Annotated in this window: 15 protein-coding genes and 1 pseudogene; 13 read left to right on the top strand and 3 right to left on the bottom strand. The window is 52.8% G+C overall.

Going from position 1 to position 14,211, the window contains the following annotated elements:
* Positions 1-10 precede the first annotated feature (10 nt).
* Both ICA16_RS03685 and ICA16_RS03680 read left to right on the top strand, forming a co-directional pair.
* Positions 11-949 (top strand): carbohydrate kinase family protein, encoded by a 939-nt coding sequence (locus ICA16_RS03685; RefSeq protein WP_210699947.1) that lies wholly within the window; start codon positions 11-13, stop codon positions 947-949.
* A 46-nt stretch (positions 950-995) separates the two neighbouring features.
* Complete coding sequence (locus tag ICA16_RS03680; protein WP_150597843.1) at positions 996-1,616, top strand: transglycosylase SLT domain-containing protein; 621 nt, start codon at positions 996-998, stop codon at positions 1,614-1,616.
* 172 nt (positions 1,617-1,788) lie between these two features.
* Here the strand turns inward: ICA16_RS03680 and ICA16_RS03675 are convergent, their stop codons facing one another.
* Positions 1,789-3,093 carry an OprD family porin gene (locus tag ICA16_RS03675; RefSeq protein ID WP_210699946.1) on the bottom strand — a complete coding sequence of 435 codons (1,305 nt, stop codon included), beginning with the start codon at positions 3,091-3,093 and terminating at the stop codon, positions 1,789-1,791.
* Between the two features lie 375 nt (positions 3,094-3,468).
* On the opposite strand from ICA16_RS03675, the gene ICA16_RS03670 reads away from it, so the two are divergent.
* The 7 genes and pseudogenes from ICA16_RS03670 to ICA16_RS03645 all read left to right on the top strand — a co-directional run bounded on the left by ICA16_RS03670 (position 3,469) and on the right by ICA16_RS03645 (position 11,143).
* Positions 3,469-5,760 (top strand): type VI secretion system Vgr family protein, encoded by a 2,292-nt coding sequence (locus ICA16_RS03670; RefSeq protein WP_210699945.1) that lies wholly within the window; start codon positions 3,469-3,471, stop codon positions 5,758-5,760.
* A complete protein-coding gene (locus ICA16_RS03665; protein WP_047301369.1) occupies positions 5,757-7,376 on the top strand; it encodes a hypothetical protein in 1,620 nt (539 codons plus the stop codon). The genes ICA16_RS03670 and ICA16_RS03665 overlap by 4 nt, the downstream gene beginning before the upstream one ends.
* The gene (locus ICA16_RS03660) at positions 7,373-8,326 is read left to right on the top strand and encodes a PoNe immunity protein domain-containing protein (protein ID WP_210699944.1); all 954 of its coding nucleotides are present in this window, start codon (positions 7,373-7,375) and stop codon (positions 8,324-8,326) included. Before ICA16_RS03665 ends, ICA16_RS03660 begins: the two co-directional genes overlap by 4 nt.
* 195 nt (positions 8,327-8,521) lie before the next feature.
* Positions 8,522-9,466, top strand: a complete 945-nt coding sequence (locus tag ICA16_RS03655) for a PoNe immunity protein domain-containing protein (protein ID WP_210699943.1) — start codon at positions 8,522-8,524, stop codon at positions 9,464-9,466.
* A gap of 123 nt (positions 9,467-9,589) precedes the next feature.
* Positions 9,590-10,285: a PoNe immunity protein domain-containing protein gene (locus ICA16_RS03650; RefSeq protein WP_338049895.1), complete on the top strand. Its 696-nt coding sequence runs from the start codon at positions 9,590-9,592 to the stop codon at positions 10,283-10,285.
* Positions 10,186-10,413 (top strand): annotated as a pseudogene (locus ICA16_RS28320) (PoNe immunity protein domain-containing protein); the annotation flags it as partial. The gene ICA16_RS03650 and the pseudogene ICA16_RS28320, both read left to right, overlap by 100 nt.
* A complete protein-coding gene (locus tag ICA16_RS03645) occupies positions 10,373-11,143 on the top strand; it encodes a PoNe immunity protein domain-containing protein (RefSeq protein WP_210699942.1) in 771 nt (256 codons plus the stop codon). The pseudogene ICA16_RS28320 and the gene ICA16_RS03645, both read left to right, overlap by 41 nt.
* A gap of 71 nt (positions 11,144-11,214) precedes the next feature.
* Here the strand turns inward: ICA16_RS03645 and ICA16_RS03640 are convergent, their stop codons facing one another.
* Complete coding sequence (locus ICA16_RS03640) at positions 11,215-11,511, bottom strand: hypothetical protein (protein WP_150687241.1); 297 nt, start codon at positions 11,509-11,511, stop codon at positions 11,215-11,217.
* Between the two features lie 488 nt (positions 11,512-11,999).
* Here ICA16_RS03640 and ICA16_RS03635 point away from each other — a divergent pair, with 488 nt between their 5' ends.
* The gene (locus ICA16_RS03635) at positions 12,000-12,269 is read left to right on the top strand and encodes a DUF2790 domain-containing protein (protein ID WP_210552809.1); all 270 of its coding nucleotides are present in this window, start codon (positions 12,000-12,002) and stop codon (positions 12,267-12,269) included.
* 89 nt (positions 12,270-12,358) lie between these two features.
* Entirely contained in the window at positions 12,359-12,757 is a 399-nt protein-coding gene (locus tag ICA16_RS03630; RefSeq protein ID WP_150615522.1) for a hypothetical protein, read from the top strand.
* Here the strand turns inward: ICA16_RS03630 and ICA16_RS03625 are convergent.
* Positions 12,754-13,023, bottom strand: coding sequence for a DUF1652 domain-containing protein (locus tag ICA16_RS03625; RefSeq protein WP_150603826.1), 270 nt, complete (start codon positions 13,021-13,023; stop codon positions 12,754-12,756). The two genes, ICA16_RS03630 and ICA16_RS03625, sit on opposite strands and share 4 nt — an antisense overlap.
* A gap of 371 nt (positions 13,024-13,394) precedes the next feature.
* On the opposite strand from ICA16_RS03625, the gene eco reads away from it, so the two are divergent.
* Positions 13,395-13,880 carry a serine protease inhibitor ecotin gene (gene eco, locus ICA16_RS03620; protein ID WP_150603825.1) on the top strand — a complete coding sequence of 162 codons (486 nt, stop codon included), beginning with the start codon at positions 13,395-13,397 and terminating at the stop codon, positions 13,878-13,880.
* Positions 13,881-13,901: 21 nt separating this feature from the next.
* Positions 13,902-14,207: an NIPSNAP family protein gene (locus ICA16_RS03615; protein ID WP_150603824.1), complete on the top strand. Its 306-nt coding sequence runs from the start codon at positions 13,902-13,904 to the stop codon at positions 14,205-14,207.
* Positions 14,208-14,211: the final 4 nt, after the last annotated feature.

Raw genomic sequence — 14,211 nt, 5'->3', positions numbered from 1 at the left:
GCAAACAATTATGTATTTGGTGTGTGGCGAAGCGCTGTTTGATTTCTTCAGCGAAGACGATGCCAGTGGTCTGGCCTCGAAAGTGAATTTCAAGGCGATTGCTGGCGGCTCGCCGTTCAACGTCGCGGTGGGTTTGCGCCGACTGGGGGTGGACTCGGCCTTGTTCGGTGGGCTGTCCACCGACTACCTCGGCCGCCGCTTGCAACAGGTGCTGCAGGACGAAGGTGTGCGCCCGGATTATCTGGTGGACTTCGCTGCACCGACCACGCTGGCGATGGTCGCCGTCGGTGCCAATGGCTCGCCGCATTACAGCTTTCGCGGTGAAGGCTGCGCTGATCGGCAACTGAAACTGGCGCATCTGCCCACACTAGGCCCTGAGGTGCGCGGCTTGCACATCGGCTCGTTTTCGCTGGTGGTGCAGCCGATTGCCGACACACTGCTGGCGCTGGTGCAGCGTGAAAGCGGCAAACGCCTGATCAGCCTCGACCCCAACGTGCGCCTCAATCCCGAGCCGAATATCGACCTGTGGCGCGAACGAATCGCCACGCTGGTGCAACTGGCCGATCTGATCAAAGTCAGCGATGAAGACTTGAGCCTGCTGTATCCCGAGCAGGATCCGCAGCGGGTCATCGAAGGCTGGCTGGAGCATCGCTGCCACATGGTATTCCTCACCCGCGGCGGCGAAGGCGCAAGCGTGTTCAGTCGCGCCCACGGCTCCTGGTCAGTGCCAGCCTGTTCCGTGAAGATCGCCGATACCGTTGGCGCCGGTGACACCTTCCAGGCTGCATTGATTACCTGGCTGACCGAGCAGGGTCTGGACTCGGTCGAAGGCGTGCAGCATTTGGCCCGCGAGCAGATCGACGCCATGCTTAATTTCGCCGTGCAAGCGGCAGCGCTGACCTGCAGCAAGACCGGTCCGGATCTGCCCTATCGTCATCAATTGACCTGAACGCGTAAACTGTCGCCCTTTTACGCGCATCACAGGATGACGGCTTTTGAATTCTCGGCAGACGATTGGACTATTGATACTCGCGGCGCTGTTGACGGGCTGCGGCACCTCGCCGCCCCGCTCGCCTGAAAACATCTGCGAGATCTTCCGGGAAAAAAGCGATTGGTACGACGCCGCGCAAGTCACGCAAAAGCGCTGGGGCGTACCGATCCAGGTGCCGTTCGCAATCATGTATCAGGAGTCCGGCTACCGCTACGACGCCAAGACTCCACGCAAATACCTGCTCTGGGTCATTCCGTGGGGCCGCGTCTCGACCGCATCGGGTTATGCGCAGGCCAAGGATGAAGTCTGGTCCGACTACCAGAAAAGCACCGGCAGAAACTGGGCCGACCGCGAAGACTTCGACGACGCCATCGACTTCGTCGGCTGGTACATGGACAAGACCACCTCGATCAACGGCGTCTACAAATACGACGCCTATGGCCAGTACCTCAACTATCACGAGGGCTGGGGCGGTTATCGCAACAAGACTTACGCCAGCAAGGCGTGGCTGATGCCGACAGCGCGCAAGGTGCAGAATCGTTCCGACATGTATGCGCAGCAATATGCTGGCTGCAAGGAAGACCTCAACCGAGGTTTCTGGAGCCGGTTCTGGCATTGGCTATAAATCCATACCCCTGTAGGAGCTGCCGCAGGCTGCGATCTTTTGATCTTGTTTTTGAAAATCAAAAGATCGCAGCCTTCGGCAGCTCCTACAGGGGATTTGGGTGCGGCGCAGGTCCAGTGTGGGAGCTAGCTTGCTAGCGATGGCAACCGTTCAAGCGCTATAAATCCAAGGTTTACAACACCGAAAAGTTGTAACTCACAATCAACCGGGTTTCATCCACATCCCGGGCAAACTGCTGGTAATTCGTCCGGTAAGTCGCATTACGCAAGCGCAAACTCACATCCTTGAACGTCCCCGTCTGAATCACGTACTTCAACTCGCTGTCACGCTCCCACTCTTTGCCTTCCTGATCACTGCCCACGACCTTGATGTGATCACCGTTCACATAACGCGTCAGGAAACTCAGACCGTTGATGCCGATCGCCTTGAAGTCATAGTCATAACGCAGTTGCCAGGAGCGCTCCTGCGCGGCGGCGAAGTCGTTGACCTGCACATAGTTGACCAGATACGGGTTGCTGCCATCGAGGTACGGCATCGAGTTGTCGCCGTTCATGCGCTGCCAGCCACCACTGAAAGTGTGGCCGCTGATGGCATAAGACAGCATGCCGCTCAGTGCATGGTTGTCGATTGAGCCGGCCTTCGCATCGCCGCTGTCGGCACTTTTCAGCAAGCGCAAATCAGCCTTCAATACACCGTTGCCCAGCGGCTGATTGCCCAACAACCCCACGAAGTGCTGACGATAGATGTCTTCAAGTTCCGCGTAGTGATACTGCGCAGTCAGACGATCGTTGATCTTGTAGTCGAAGCCGTACATGTCGAAATGGTCGGCGGTGGTGTTACACGCGTAGCGCTTGTTCTTGCAGTGCACGCGGATGTCTTGCGAATCGGTGGAATCACGCGCGGTGTACTTGTCCAGACGCGCCGCCATGAAGGTCAGATCCTTCACTTCTTTTGAAGTCAGCATTGCGCCATTGAACATCGTCGGCAGCAGACGACCATCGTTGTACTTGAGCAGCGGCAGATCCGGCAGCAGCGCGCCGTATTTCAGCACCGTGTCCGAAACCTTCACTTTCGCGGTCAGGCCGATTTTCGCGTATTGATCTTTCGAACCGCGCGGGTCCTGCCCGCTGGACGGCAGTAAACCGCTGTTACTGCTGTCGGCGCTGGAATCCAGTTTGAAGCCGAGCATGCCAAGCGCATCGATACCCAAGCCAACCGTGCCCTCGGTGTAACCCGACTGCAGATTGAGAATGAAACCCTGCGCCGACTCTTCACGCTTGGAAGCGCCCTGATCATTGGACGTGTGCCCATCACGGAAATCGCGGTTGAAGTACACCGTGCGCGACTCGATTTTCGCCGTTGTGTCTTCAAGAAATCCGCTGGCCTGTACTTGCGCGGTGAAACCGGCGCACAGCACAAAGGCTCCGAAGCCAAACGACTGCTGGCGCGGGGTGATGAGGGGAAATGGGGGACGCATGAAAAACTCCAACAATGAAGCGTTTGCGCAAAGGCGCAATAAGCCAGAAAAATAGCTCCCGTCCCGGATCAATGAAGCGCCGAGAGGAAGTGGACACGCAGGGGTGAGTCGCAATGATGGCAGATGGCTTTGACGTGCTACAGGCGACTTTAGTCTGAAACTGACTGGCTATTCTTCGGCGCTTTGCCGTTCGAACCCTCCACATTGGCGAGCCATGCTTTTGGGGAAATACCCAGTTTCATTGCGCCGAACGTTCGTCCTAAGGGTTTTCCCTATATCCCGCACAGGCTGGGCGTACGGCATTTGCGCCTTGAACCAGACGGTCTAATCCTGCAACATCCACCTCCTGCTTATTCAACGGACGGAATTCAAGGCATGCTGGACGCCAACGCAACCCACATCACCCTCACCCTCGAAGGCGTTTCCGCTGACCTGCAAGTCCTGAGCTTCACCGGTCGCGAAGCCCTCAACGAACCGTTCCGTTTTGACCTCGAACTGGTCAGCGCTCGCCCCGACCTCAAACTCGAAGAGCTGCTGCACAAGCGCGGCGTCCTGACCTTCGGCGCCACCGGCGAAGGCACGATCCACGGTTTGGTGTACCGCATCGAGCAAGGCGATTCCGGCAAAACCCTGACGCGTTACAGCATCAGCCTGGTGCCGCAACTCGCCTATCTGCGGCACAACCACGATCAGCAAATTTTCCAGCAACTGACCGTGCCGAAGATCATCGCTCAGGTGCTGGAAGATCGCGGCATTCTTGCCGACGCCTACAGTTTCCAGCTCAGTGCCGAGTACCCGGAACGCGACTACTGCGTGCAGTACGACGAGTCCGACCTGCATTTCATCCAGCGTTTGTGCGAAGAGGAAGGCATTCACTTCCACTTCCAGCACAGCAGCAGCGGCCACAAACTGGTGTTCGGCGACGACCAGACCGTGTTCCGCAAACTCAAAGCCGTGAGCTACCAGCAAGACTCCGGCATGAGCGCCGACAAACCGGTGATCAAGCGCTTCAACCTGCGCCTGGAAACCCGCACCACCCGCGTCAGCCGCCGCGACTACGACTTTGAAAAACCGAAGATCCTGCCCGAAGGCGCGGTCAAGTCCGAGTTCGCTCCGGACCTTGAGGACTACGACTACCCCGGCCGCTTCACCACTCGCGAGCGCGGCAAATTCCTCTCGACCCGAGCACTGGAACGCCATCGCAGCGACTACAAACTCGCCGAAGGCAAAGGTGACGAACCAACCCTCACCAGCGGCCATTTCCTCACGCTCGCCGAACACCCGCGCGCCGAATGGAACGACCTGTGGCTGCTGCTGGAAGTCCTCCACGAAGGCAAACAACCGCAAGTGCTCGGCGAAAACGTCACCAGCGACGTCACCGACAACAAAAGCGATTTCCACCAGGGCTACCGCAACAGCTTCATCGCCACCCCGTGGGACGCGCACTACCGCCCTGCCCTCGAACACCCGAAACCGAAAGTCCTCGGCAGCCAGACTGCCGTCGTCACCGGCCCGGCCGGCGAAGAAATCCACTGCGACCAATACGGCCGCATCAAAGTCCAGTTCCACTGGGACCGCGACGGCCAGTCCAACGACAAAACCACCTGCTGGATGCGCGTCGCCAGCGGCTGGGCCGGCGCAGCCTACGGCGGCATCGCCATCCCGCGCATCGGCATGGAAGTCCTCGTCACCTTCCTCGAAGGCGACCCCGACCAGCCACTCGTCACCGGCTGCCTGTACCACAAGGAAAACGTCGTCCCCTACGACCTGCCGGCAAACAAAACCCGCAGCACCTTCAAAACCCTCAGTTCACCGGGTGGCAAGGGCTACAACGAGTTTCGGATCGAAGACAAGAAAGGCGTCGAGCAGATCTACATCCACGCCCAGCGCGATTGGGATGAAAACATCGAACACGACCAGAAAATTCGTGTGGGCAACGAACGGCACGACACCGTTGAAGCCAATACGCTGAGCGAGTTCAAGGTTGAAGAACACCGGATTACGCATCTGGATCGTAAAAGCGAAATGCGCGCGGATGATCATTTGACTGTCGGTGTGACTCAGCATGTGAAGGTGGGGACGGCTCAATTCGTCGAAGCCGGCACCGAAATCCACTACCACGCCGGCGACAAGGTTGTGGTTGAGGGGGGCATGGAACTCACGGCCAAGGCTGGCGGGAGTTTTGTGAAGGTTGATGCGGGTGGTGTGACGATTAGTGGCGCTGAGGTGAAGGTTAATACCGGGGGTGCGCCTGGTGTGGGGACCGGGATCGGGATTTTGATTCCGTTGATTCCGGGGTTGGCCGCTGCGGACATTGCCGGGAAGTTGATGGAAACGGCCAAAGCCAATCCGACCTGGCTGGAGTTGAACCTGCATTACGACAACCTTGAGCCCGTACCCGGCGCTTCGTACCGCGTCGACTTTGCTGACGGCTCGACGCGTGAAGGCGTGCTGGACGATGACGGCTTCGCCCGTTTGGAAGACGTGCCGAAAGGTCCGGCCAAAGTCTATTACGGCGAGGATCCGCGGCCTTTTGATCGCGAACCAGTGAAAATCGTCCAAAGTAGCGATGCAAAGGTCAATGAGGACATCCGAAAACTTGGACTCGATCCAGACAACGTTGATTTACAAGCACTAGTGGAGAAAGCCGCAGGGAGGCTGACATGAGTGAAGAAGCGCAAACTGAAGACCGTACAGCAGCTTATAAAGAGGCAGCAGTCGAACTTGCGAAGGGTATTGCCTTAGGAGCCGTACCCTTTCTAGGTCAAGCGATCGACGCGTACGACACAGTAGAGTCCTCTATCGTCCTCTACAATGCGGAAACTGCAGACGGTAAAGATGAAGCAAAATTTGATTTACTCCTTGCAGTTATCGGCTGGATTCCTGGACCAGGTGATGGTCTGAAAAAAAGCATGCGCATAGTCAATAAAGATCCTCAGCGTTATGCCCCGGTTCTATTTGATTTGTTGCGTTTTGTATTGCAAGAGTGTGGTATCAAGACAAGTCCGGAGGAGTTGCTAAAAGAAGTATTCAACGCGTCGAAGCTCCGAGGTGAACTTGACGACATCATTAGCGCGGTAAAAGGTTCTTCAGCTTTCCAAAGCCTGCCCAACTGGGCTCAATCCGCAGTTGTCACCGTACTCGCGACCGCTCGCGACAACATGCCAGAAATGATCGGCATTGTGGAAAGGCGCTTAACAAAATGGAAAGGGATGCAACGTAATAGTTCCGCATTATCTTCAGGATCTACCCACCCCAAGAGGGTAGAAAAACCTGCTGGCAAGGACGCGACCGTAGCAAAAAATGGCAAAGACGGTCCAAGTTCCGCTCACTCCAACCAGCCTGCTAACACGAAGCTAGCCGTTGCCACCGCAGACATCCTCAACGAGGGCTTAGGTGTGTGCGGAGAGCATATCGCAGACTATATATGCGCAGAGAAATTTGGCTGGGGAAAAAAGTGGGACGGTCATGATAAAGGTTCAGAAGGCAAATGGCTGGACGGGAAACCGAACGGCGATACGCTTGGAAAGTTGTCAAAAGGTGGCAACCCCAAGGCTAGACATGTTCTATACAAACTTACAGATGGGGCAAATGGAACCGGAATCGACTCCATCTGGCGAGCGAACCCAAGTACAAACAATAATAAAAAATTCGCTATAGTTGAAGCGAAAGCTAGCAAGCGGGAAGACGCGCCTAAGTTTCTGCAAAAAATTGAAGGTTCAAAACCAAAGATTGCTTCCAAGCTAGGACTTTCCGGGGTTCTGGATCCTTCTGAACTTCTCGAACCGATTACGGATGACGCAGATCAGAATAAACCCGCCAAACAAAAGGCAGGTGGAAAAGCTGGCGGAAAATACGGTGGTAAATCAGGCGGAAAAACCTCAAGTGACAATGCAAAAGCTACTAACGACAAGAACATTCCGAGTGGCAAAAACAATAAAAAAACAGATGAAAAGTCAAAGAAACACATAGTTCAGATGAGTCGCGTTTGGATAACATCAAAGCTACCATTGGCGATAAAAAATATTGAACTACGAGAAAGCATCATGAAGTCCTATACTCGCCACTTATTTTTCACTCCTCTTTATCATAAGAGCCTCAGCCCCAAAGCGCATGCTGACGCTCAGCTGGCAAGTTCACATGAAGAAACTCACCGCGATCACGACGGGTTTCATTATGGCGAGGAGGAAGTAAGAGAGGCCGTTAATAAACGATTAGCCTCATTACGAAAAAAATATGGGAATTTGGACGTATTAAAAGAAGAGGCTAGAATACCAGCATGAACAGACGCCAAAAATTCATTTTCGACTCTTACTATCAAAAATCCATAAAACTTTATGACGAAACAGAATCCCGCTGGGAAAATGAAACCATGCAGGCAGATAACCCTGCACAGGAAAAGGCTCTTCGCACAGGCTACTTTAAAGATTCTGCATTCAATGCACTACTGATAAGCTATACCGCAGGGGAACCAATAGAAACGCTACTCCCAAGGCTAGAAAAGCTTATAACTTGCTATGAAATCTATCAGAATGCTCTAGCTTTGGAAGACGGCGAACCTGACATTTCACCATTAGCAATAGATGATTGGCCTGAGCAATATGAAGAGTGTGTCCAAGTTATCAGCCTATGCATATTACTGCATCAAAAAGATTTACTTATCCGCTTTGTCAACTTGATTGATCGCGCAGGATATGCACACGAAGATACTTTATACGAAGATCTTCTGCGCAAAATTCTTCCTGGACGGTCAGATCTTGATGAATGGTATCACGAACTTTATTCGCCGCTAGTGAAAGCAATTTACTCTGATGACGAAAAAGAAGCGAGCGACCTGCTACTTGAATACTGCAAAGAATGGTACCCCGCGTTCGGAAAACTACAAACCAACTGGCATGATAGCCACTTAGACATAGAAGATGATGATGGAAACTATGTTGGGTATTGGGCTTTCGAAGCCGCTGCTGTCGCTTTTCTGTACGGAATAGATGATCGTAAGATCAGTCATATGGTCTACCCTAAAGATTTAGTCGAATATGCTAGAAACTATCAATCATCAAGCTCCTCGCAAACATCTCGAGTGGACGCGGGAAAACCGTGCATAAAGTCAGGCTTTTGGTTCACTCCCGCTCAAAACGATTCTCGCCGTTACTTCAACCAAGGAGAAATCATGCCAAAGTTTGATAATTCTGCTTGGGGCGACACGATCTGGTATTGGTCTGGCGAAGAATAAGCTGCTCTACCGTTCGCTCGGCGCTAATTTTCCGGCGCTGAGCGAAGAATGCAAGAGAGCGAAAAACACACTTGGATATAGTGTCAGAACCATTCTGCACATTACTAAAATAAAAACCAAGTCAAAGCAAGTTGAAAGCATTTCACTGAAAAATATCGGCAATACTAATTTTTACCCTTGAGTGAAAACTCTACTATGAACGGAAGACAAGAATTTTTAACCGAGGCCAGATATTTCGATTTTCGCGATTACAGCGACGAAACCAAAGAGTTCTGGGCGAACAACACATTCGAGTCAGACACTCCAGAGCAAGAAGCCTCATTAAGAGCTACGCACTTCAAAAACGTAGCCTTAAAGAAACTGTTCATCTCGTACACCGCCGGATTAGAAATAACCTCGTTAACACCGCTTCTCGAAGAACTCATTACACACTATGAGAACCGCCAGAAAAAACTATCTCTATCTGAAAATATAGTAGATATATCGCCTCTTGCCATTGACGACTGGCTAGATGAGTACGAAGAGTGTGTTCAAGTAATTAGTTTATGCATTCTGCTGCGCCGCACAGATCTACTAAAGCGATTCGTCGAACTCTTTGATAAAGCAGGCTACAACGGTCAAGATGCTTTGTATGAGGATCTTCTCTGTAAAGTACTCCCCGACAGAGAAGACATTGACGACTGGTACCACGAAGTTTATACGCCTCTTCTTCAGGCCATCTACGCAGATGAAAAAGACGAAGCATCTGATCTGTTGACAGAATATTGCAAAGAATGGTACCCGGCATTTAAACAAGCTCCTTGGCACGACTCTCATCTGCAGGGTGACGAAGGAAGCTATGTTGGATACTGGGCGTTCGAGGCAGGTGCTGTAGCGTTTCTATACGGCATAGATGATCGCAAGATAAACCATATGGTTTATCCAAAGGATCTTGTTGAATACGCACGAGGCCATACTACTTCAGATAAAAATAACACCATCAACCGCATTGAAGCGGGCCAACCTTGTAGCAAAACAGGTTTTTGGTTTACGCCAGCCCAGGAAAACTCTCGCAGACACTTTCAACAGGGTGAAATCTTTCCTGACTTCACCGACTCCCGCCGGGGCGATACACTCTGGTATTGGTCAGGAGAAGAATAAATCGTTCGCTCAGCGCTTATTTTTCGGTGCTGAGCAAAACATACAGAAAACACATTTATATTAGAGATATGGGCTGTTGCTCTACAGTGACTTGCCGTTGCAGCCAAGTTTAGACATTAATATATGCAGAAAAGACAAAAACTCTTCAGTGATGCCCACTACGAGAATTTCTTGAGAGAGCACGGCGAAGCTAATGAAATCTTAAAAACAACCAAATTCAAGTCCGACACATCCGAAGGTGAAGCAACACTTCGCTCAAGGTTTTCTCAACGTTTAGCACTTCGAAAGCTAATGGCGATGTATACAGCAGGCGAAGAAATATCCTCGTTGATTCCTCAGCTTGAATATCTAGTTGAAAAATATGAAATCCGGCAGGCGGCACTAGCCTTATCTGAGCAATCTCCTGAAGTTTCACCACTTGCAATAGACGATTGGCCACACGAGTACGAGGAGTGCGTTCAAATTATAGGCCTTTGCATTCTATTACATCGCACAGACCTGCTTAAGCGCTTTGTTAAGTTGATAGATAATGCTGGACATGCAGGAGACGATACACTGTACGAAGATTTACTCTGTAAAATATTACCTGACAGAGCTGATGTAGACCAATGGTTCCACGATGTTTATTCTCCGCTAGTGCAAGCTATATATGAAAAAACAAAAGAAGAAGCCACAAACTTTCTAAAAAATATTGCAGCCAATGGTATCCGGCCTTTAAACAAGCTCCTTGGCATGATACTCACCTGCAGGGAGAAGAAGGAAATTATGTCGGACACTGGGCGTTCGAGGCAGGAGCTATCGCATTTTTATATGGGATAGATGACAGAAAAATCGATCACATGGTTTATCCAAAGGACTTGGTCGAATATGCCAGAAGTGTGGCCATTCGATTGGAACAGAATATTCATGAACATACGACAGACACTCTTCAGCGCCGCACGCTATGAAAATTTCATCAGAGAATATGATGAGCTTCTAAATTTGTTCTCAACGAACAAATTCAAATCAGACTCTGCATTAGAGGAAGCATCTCAGCGCGCCAGATATTTCCAGACGCTCGCTTTGGAAAAGCTATTCGCCACCTATACAGCGGGTGAGCGTATAGAAAAACTTATTCCTATGCTTGAAGAACTGATAGAGAAGTATGAAATTCGCCAAAAGACTTTGGCCGAGTATCTAGGCGTGCCGAACATTTCTCCTCTGGCGATCGACGACTGGCCCCATCAGTACGAAGAAGCCGTTCAAGTCATCAGTCTTTGCATACTTTTACACCGGACTGATCTGCTCCTACGCTTTGTGAAACTCATTGACGACGCAGGGTACGGAGGTGAAGACACCCTTTATGAGGCCTTACTAAATAAAGTTGTGCCACATCGGCACGACATAGATGAGTGGTATCACGACGTCTACACACTACTCATCCAAGCGATCTACAGCGACAACAAAGGCGAGCCACCTAAACTTATTAAAAAATACTGCCAGCAATGGTATCGAGCCTTCAAGCAAGCCCCTTGGCACGATTCCCATCTTCAAGGAGAGGAAGGAACCTACGTAGGGTATTGGGCATTTGAAGCAGGCGCTGTTGCCTTTCTGTATGGCATTGACGACAGCAAAATCGATCACATGGTCTACCCCAAGGATCTGGTCGAATACGCTCGCAACCTGCAACCCCAATGAGCTTTTCGAATGCCGCGCCACCCACCACTCAGCCTGCCCTCTTTCGACGGCAGGCTTTTTTGCGGGTGGACTCAAGCAGGCGCCTTCCAGTTCAACATCTGCTGCTGCGCCACCTGAAGCAAATCATTGCCGTCCTGAATCAGCAGGTACAACGCATGCGTAATGTGCGGAATGTCTTGAACATCGGCGTGTTTGAAGCAGAGGCAATGCAGGGTTTCGAGCAGGTCGGCCGAGGCGCGGACGCGCTGGACGGCGGCTTCGAGGATGTCTTTGGGGTTGGCTTCGGTGTCGATGAGCAGCGTTGGGCTTTCGGTAACGTTGCTGTTTAGGGCGAGATAGCGGTTTTGGAGCGGTTTGATAATTGGCATTTTAAATACTCGATGTTTTCGAATTTAACCGCCAATACCGTGACCAAACAGTGGAGGCGGCCGCGTGCAGGCTTGGTCAACCGAGACAACACCAAACTCAGCTCGCCCGAAGGCGTCCTGCACGCAGCCACCATAACAACGCTCTGCAAAGATATAGATGTCCGCAGGGCAAATGATGGCACATCTGCATTGGTGTGGTGTTCAGGTGACCAAACCCGAATCGCTGATTTTGCAGCGACACCGAACCATAACCGCCCCACTCCAGCCGCCGAAAGCAGACAAGGCATCTGGCCTTGTAGGAATCCGCACTCCCTCCCGCGGAAATCGCCCCACTCCCTGACAGCCGGCGTTCAGCTGGGTTAACCATCACTTAACGCCGTGGTCAAAAACTCTACTGAACCGCACGCCCTCAGCCTCTCGCTGACGCCCAGTGCGGCAGGTTCGGCTGCATTGCGCCGAACTCTCATCCGTCGTACGGGAGTCGCACCATGAACATTCGCACGCTACTGCTCACCACCGCCCTCGCCTCCACCGCATTCGCCGGGCTGGCCCAGGCCAATGACGCGTCCACTTCGTCCAGCGCCGTTCCTTATCAGTACGGCATGCCGCTGCATGTGGCGAAAGTGGTGTCGTTGACCGAGCCGCCAACGCAGGATTGCAAGGTGATTACTGCCGACATGAAGTACATCGACAATAACGGTAAGCCTGAGGAAATCAGTTATCGGAAATTGTCTGACGCATGCAGTTACCAGAACTGACAGAAAAGTCTGATTTATGGCGTTGCGGTAGGTTTGGCGGGCTCGCGGGGTTATGCTCGGGGCCCGCCTCACTGCCGCAAGGATTAGCCATGCAGTTGTCGTTTCGCACGTTGTCGAGCTTCACGTCTTTGTTGTGTTTTCTGCTGGCCATCGTCTGGGGATTTTTGCCGGATGTGTTGTTGGCGATCTGGAGCATCGAGTATTCGGAGGTCGCGGGGTTTGTTGCGCGGCGCAGTGCGGTGTTGTTTGCGGCGTTGGGGGTGATGTTTTATCTGGTGCGCACGGCACCGCCGTCGCTTGGGCGTAATGCGCTGAGCAACGGGTTTATCGTTGGGTGTTTTGGTTTGGCAGTGCTGGGTTTTGCTGAATGGCTGAACGGCCACGCCGGCCCCGGGATTCTGCTCGCGGTGCTGGTCGAGTTCGCGCTGGGCCTTGGATTTTTGCAGGCCCGGCGCGTGACGGTCGAACTGGGTGAAACGGTGCGTTAAACGGCTCTGGATCGTGGACTGTAATGATGCGGCGACGTTTTTCGCGCAAGATCCGAACGCAGCCCGGCGATCAGTTCATTGATCTCACGACAGCCGTTGAGGTGGCTGGCATCGATGTCACTAACCAGCAGTTCGACCTGGTCGGTCTTGTGATCGCCGAAAACCTTGACGGTCATCGACAGGTCCGGCGACAACGTGCATTGACAACGTTTAGGCAGAAAGCTGCTTTCAATGATGTTGCGTAGTTCCAAGGCAGAAAGAAACATGATGAACCTCTCCTTATTGATGAGACTGCCAATCAACTCTTCACGTTGACCGTTTTTGCTGCCCCTGCACGGGTGTGTCCCCGCTTATTCCTTGGGTGTAGCAAACGGTGGTACGGCGAAATGCCTCTTGGAGTGTAGGCGCCCGAATCCGGTGCGCTGCACCAGACAGACGCATAAAGCATGCCTCTCATCGGATCGTTTTGACCCTCGTGAAATCAAGCACTTGCCGACAGGGCCAGCATTAAGCCAGTTGCAAATTGCATGAATCGCCCATGGAGGCACTGCAAATTGCATGTCGGCGACGGTTTGCATTCAGCGTCGGTGACGGTAAGAATGGCGCTCAACCACACTACACCTGCAAGGAGGCTTTTATGGGTTCTTTCCCAGCTTACGCGACCGTCGGCCTGATGATCGCCAGCCTGTCCACCCTCGCCCACGCGGCCAAACTGGAAGACGTCGCGCCGTATCCCAAGGCGGAGACAGGTTTCACCCGTCAGGTCATTCATTTGCCCAAGCAGGACAAGGAAGAGAATTTCCAGGTCGAGATTCTCGCGGGCAAAACCCTTGAAGTGGACTGCAATCTTCAACGCCTCGGCGGGATGCTGGACGAGAAAAACCTCGAAGGCTGGGGTTACCCGTTCTACCGACTGGAAACAGTCATCGGCCCGATGAGCACGATGATGGCCTGCCCACCCGGCTCGCAGAAGAAACGCGCGTTCGTGCCTGTCGTCGGCGACGGCTTCATGCTGCGCTACAACAGCAAGCTGCCAGTGGTGGTCTACGCGCCGTCGGACGTCGAAGTGCGCTATCGCATCTGGTCCGCCTCGGACAAAGTCGGCACTGCCCTTCAGGAATGACCTGAGCAAGGAGCGTCATCGGTGATTACCTGCCACGTCAGATACGTGATCGACCCTTACCAATTGACCGAGTTCGAGGCCTACGCCAAGGCCTGGCTCGGCATTGTCGAGCGACTGGGCGGCACCCATCACGGCTATTTCTTGCCGTCCGAGGGTGCGAGCAATATCGCCTACTGCCTGTTCAGTTTTCCGTCGCTGGCGGATTACGAAAGCTACCGCCATATCGCGATGACCGACCCGCAGAGCACCGCGCTGGTGGAATCACTGGTCGAGAAGAAATTCATCATCAGCTACGAGCGCAGCTTCCTGCGCCCATTGCTGCCCTGATCGC

This window comes from Pseudomonas anatoliensis (assembly GCF_017976235.1).
Lineage (GTDB): Bacteria > Pseudomonadota > Gammaproteobacteria > Pseudomonadales > Pseudomonadaceae > Aquipseudomonas > Aquipseudomonas anatoliensis.
The sequence above is the reverse complement of the archived record's forward strand: the minus strand, read 5'-3'. Positions and strand labels throughout refer to the sequence as shown.

Excerpts from the sequence above, each read along its gene's own strand:
- ICA16_RS03660 (WP_210699944.1), top strand. The coding sequence starts at position 7,373 with ATGAACAGACGCCAAAAATTCATTTTCGACTCTTACTATCAAAAATCC.
- ICA16_RS03655 (WP_210699943.1), top strand. The coding sequence starts at position 8,522 with ATGAACGGAAGACAAGAATTTTTAACCGAGGCCAGATATTTCGATTTT.
- ICA16_RS03630 (WP_150615522.1), top strand. The coding sequence starts at position 12,359 with ATGCAGTTGTCGTTTCGCACGTTGTCGAGCTTCACGTCTTTGTTGTGT.
- ICA16_RS03650 (WP_338049895.1), top strand. The coding sequence starts at position 9,590 with ATGCAGAAAAGACAAAAACTCTTCAGTGATGCCCACTACGAGAATTTC.
- ICA16_RS03675 (WP_210699946.1), bottom strand. The coding sequence starts at position 3,093 with ATGCGTCCCCCATTTCCCCTCATCACCCCGCGCCAGCAGTCGTTTGGC.
- ICA16_RS03640 (WP_150687241.1), bottom strand. The coding sequence starts at position 11,511 with ATGCCAATTATCAAACCGCTCCAAAACCGCTATCTCGCCCTAAACAGC.
- ICA16_RS03625 (WP_150603826.1), bottom strand. The coding sequence starts at position 13,023 with ATGTTTCTTTCTGCCTTGGAACTACGCAACATCATTGAAAGCAGCTTT.
- ICA16_RS03665 (WP_047301369.1), top strand. The coding sequence starts at position 5,757 with ATGAGTGAAGAAGCGCAAACTGAAGACCGTACAGCAGCTTATAAAGAG.
- ICA16_RS03670 (WP_210699945.1), top strand. The coding sequence starts at position 3,469 with ATGCTGGACGCCAACGCAACCCACATCACCCTCACCCTCGAAGGCGTT.
- ICA16_RS03685 (WP_210699947.1), top strand. The coding sequence starts at position 11 with ATGTATTTGGTGTGTGGCGAAGCGCTGTTTGATTTCTTCAGCGAAGAC.
- ICA16_RS03645 (WP_210699942.1), top strand. The coding sequence starts at position 10,373 with ATGAACATACGACAGACACTCTTCAGCGCCGCACGCTATGAAAATTTC.
- ICA16_RS03635 (WP_210552809.1), top strand. The coding sequence starts at position 12,000 with ATGAACATTCGCACGCTACTGCTCACCACCGCCCTCGCCTCCACCGCA.
- eco (WP_150603825.1), top strand. The coding sequence starts at position 13,395 with ATGGGTTCTTTCCCAGCTTACGCGACCGTCGGCCTGATGATCGCCAGC.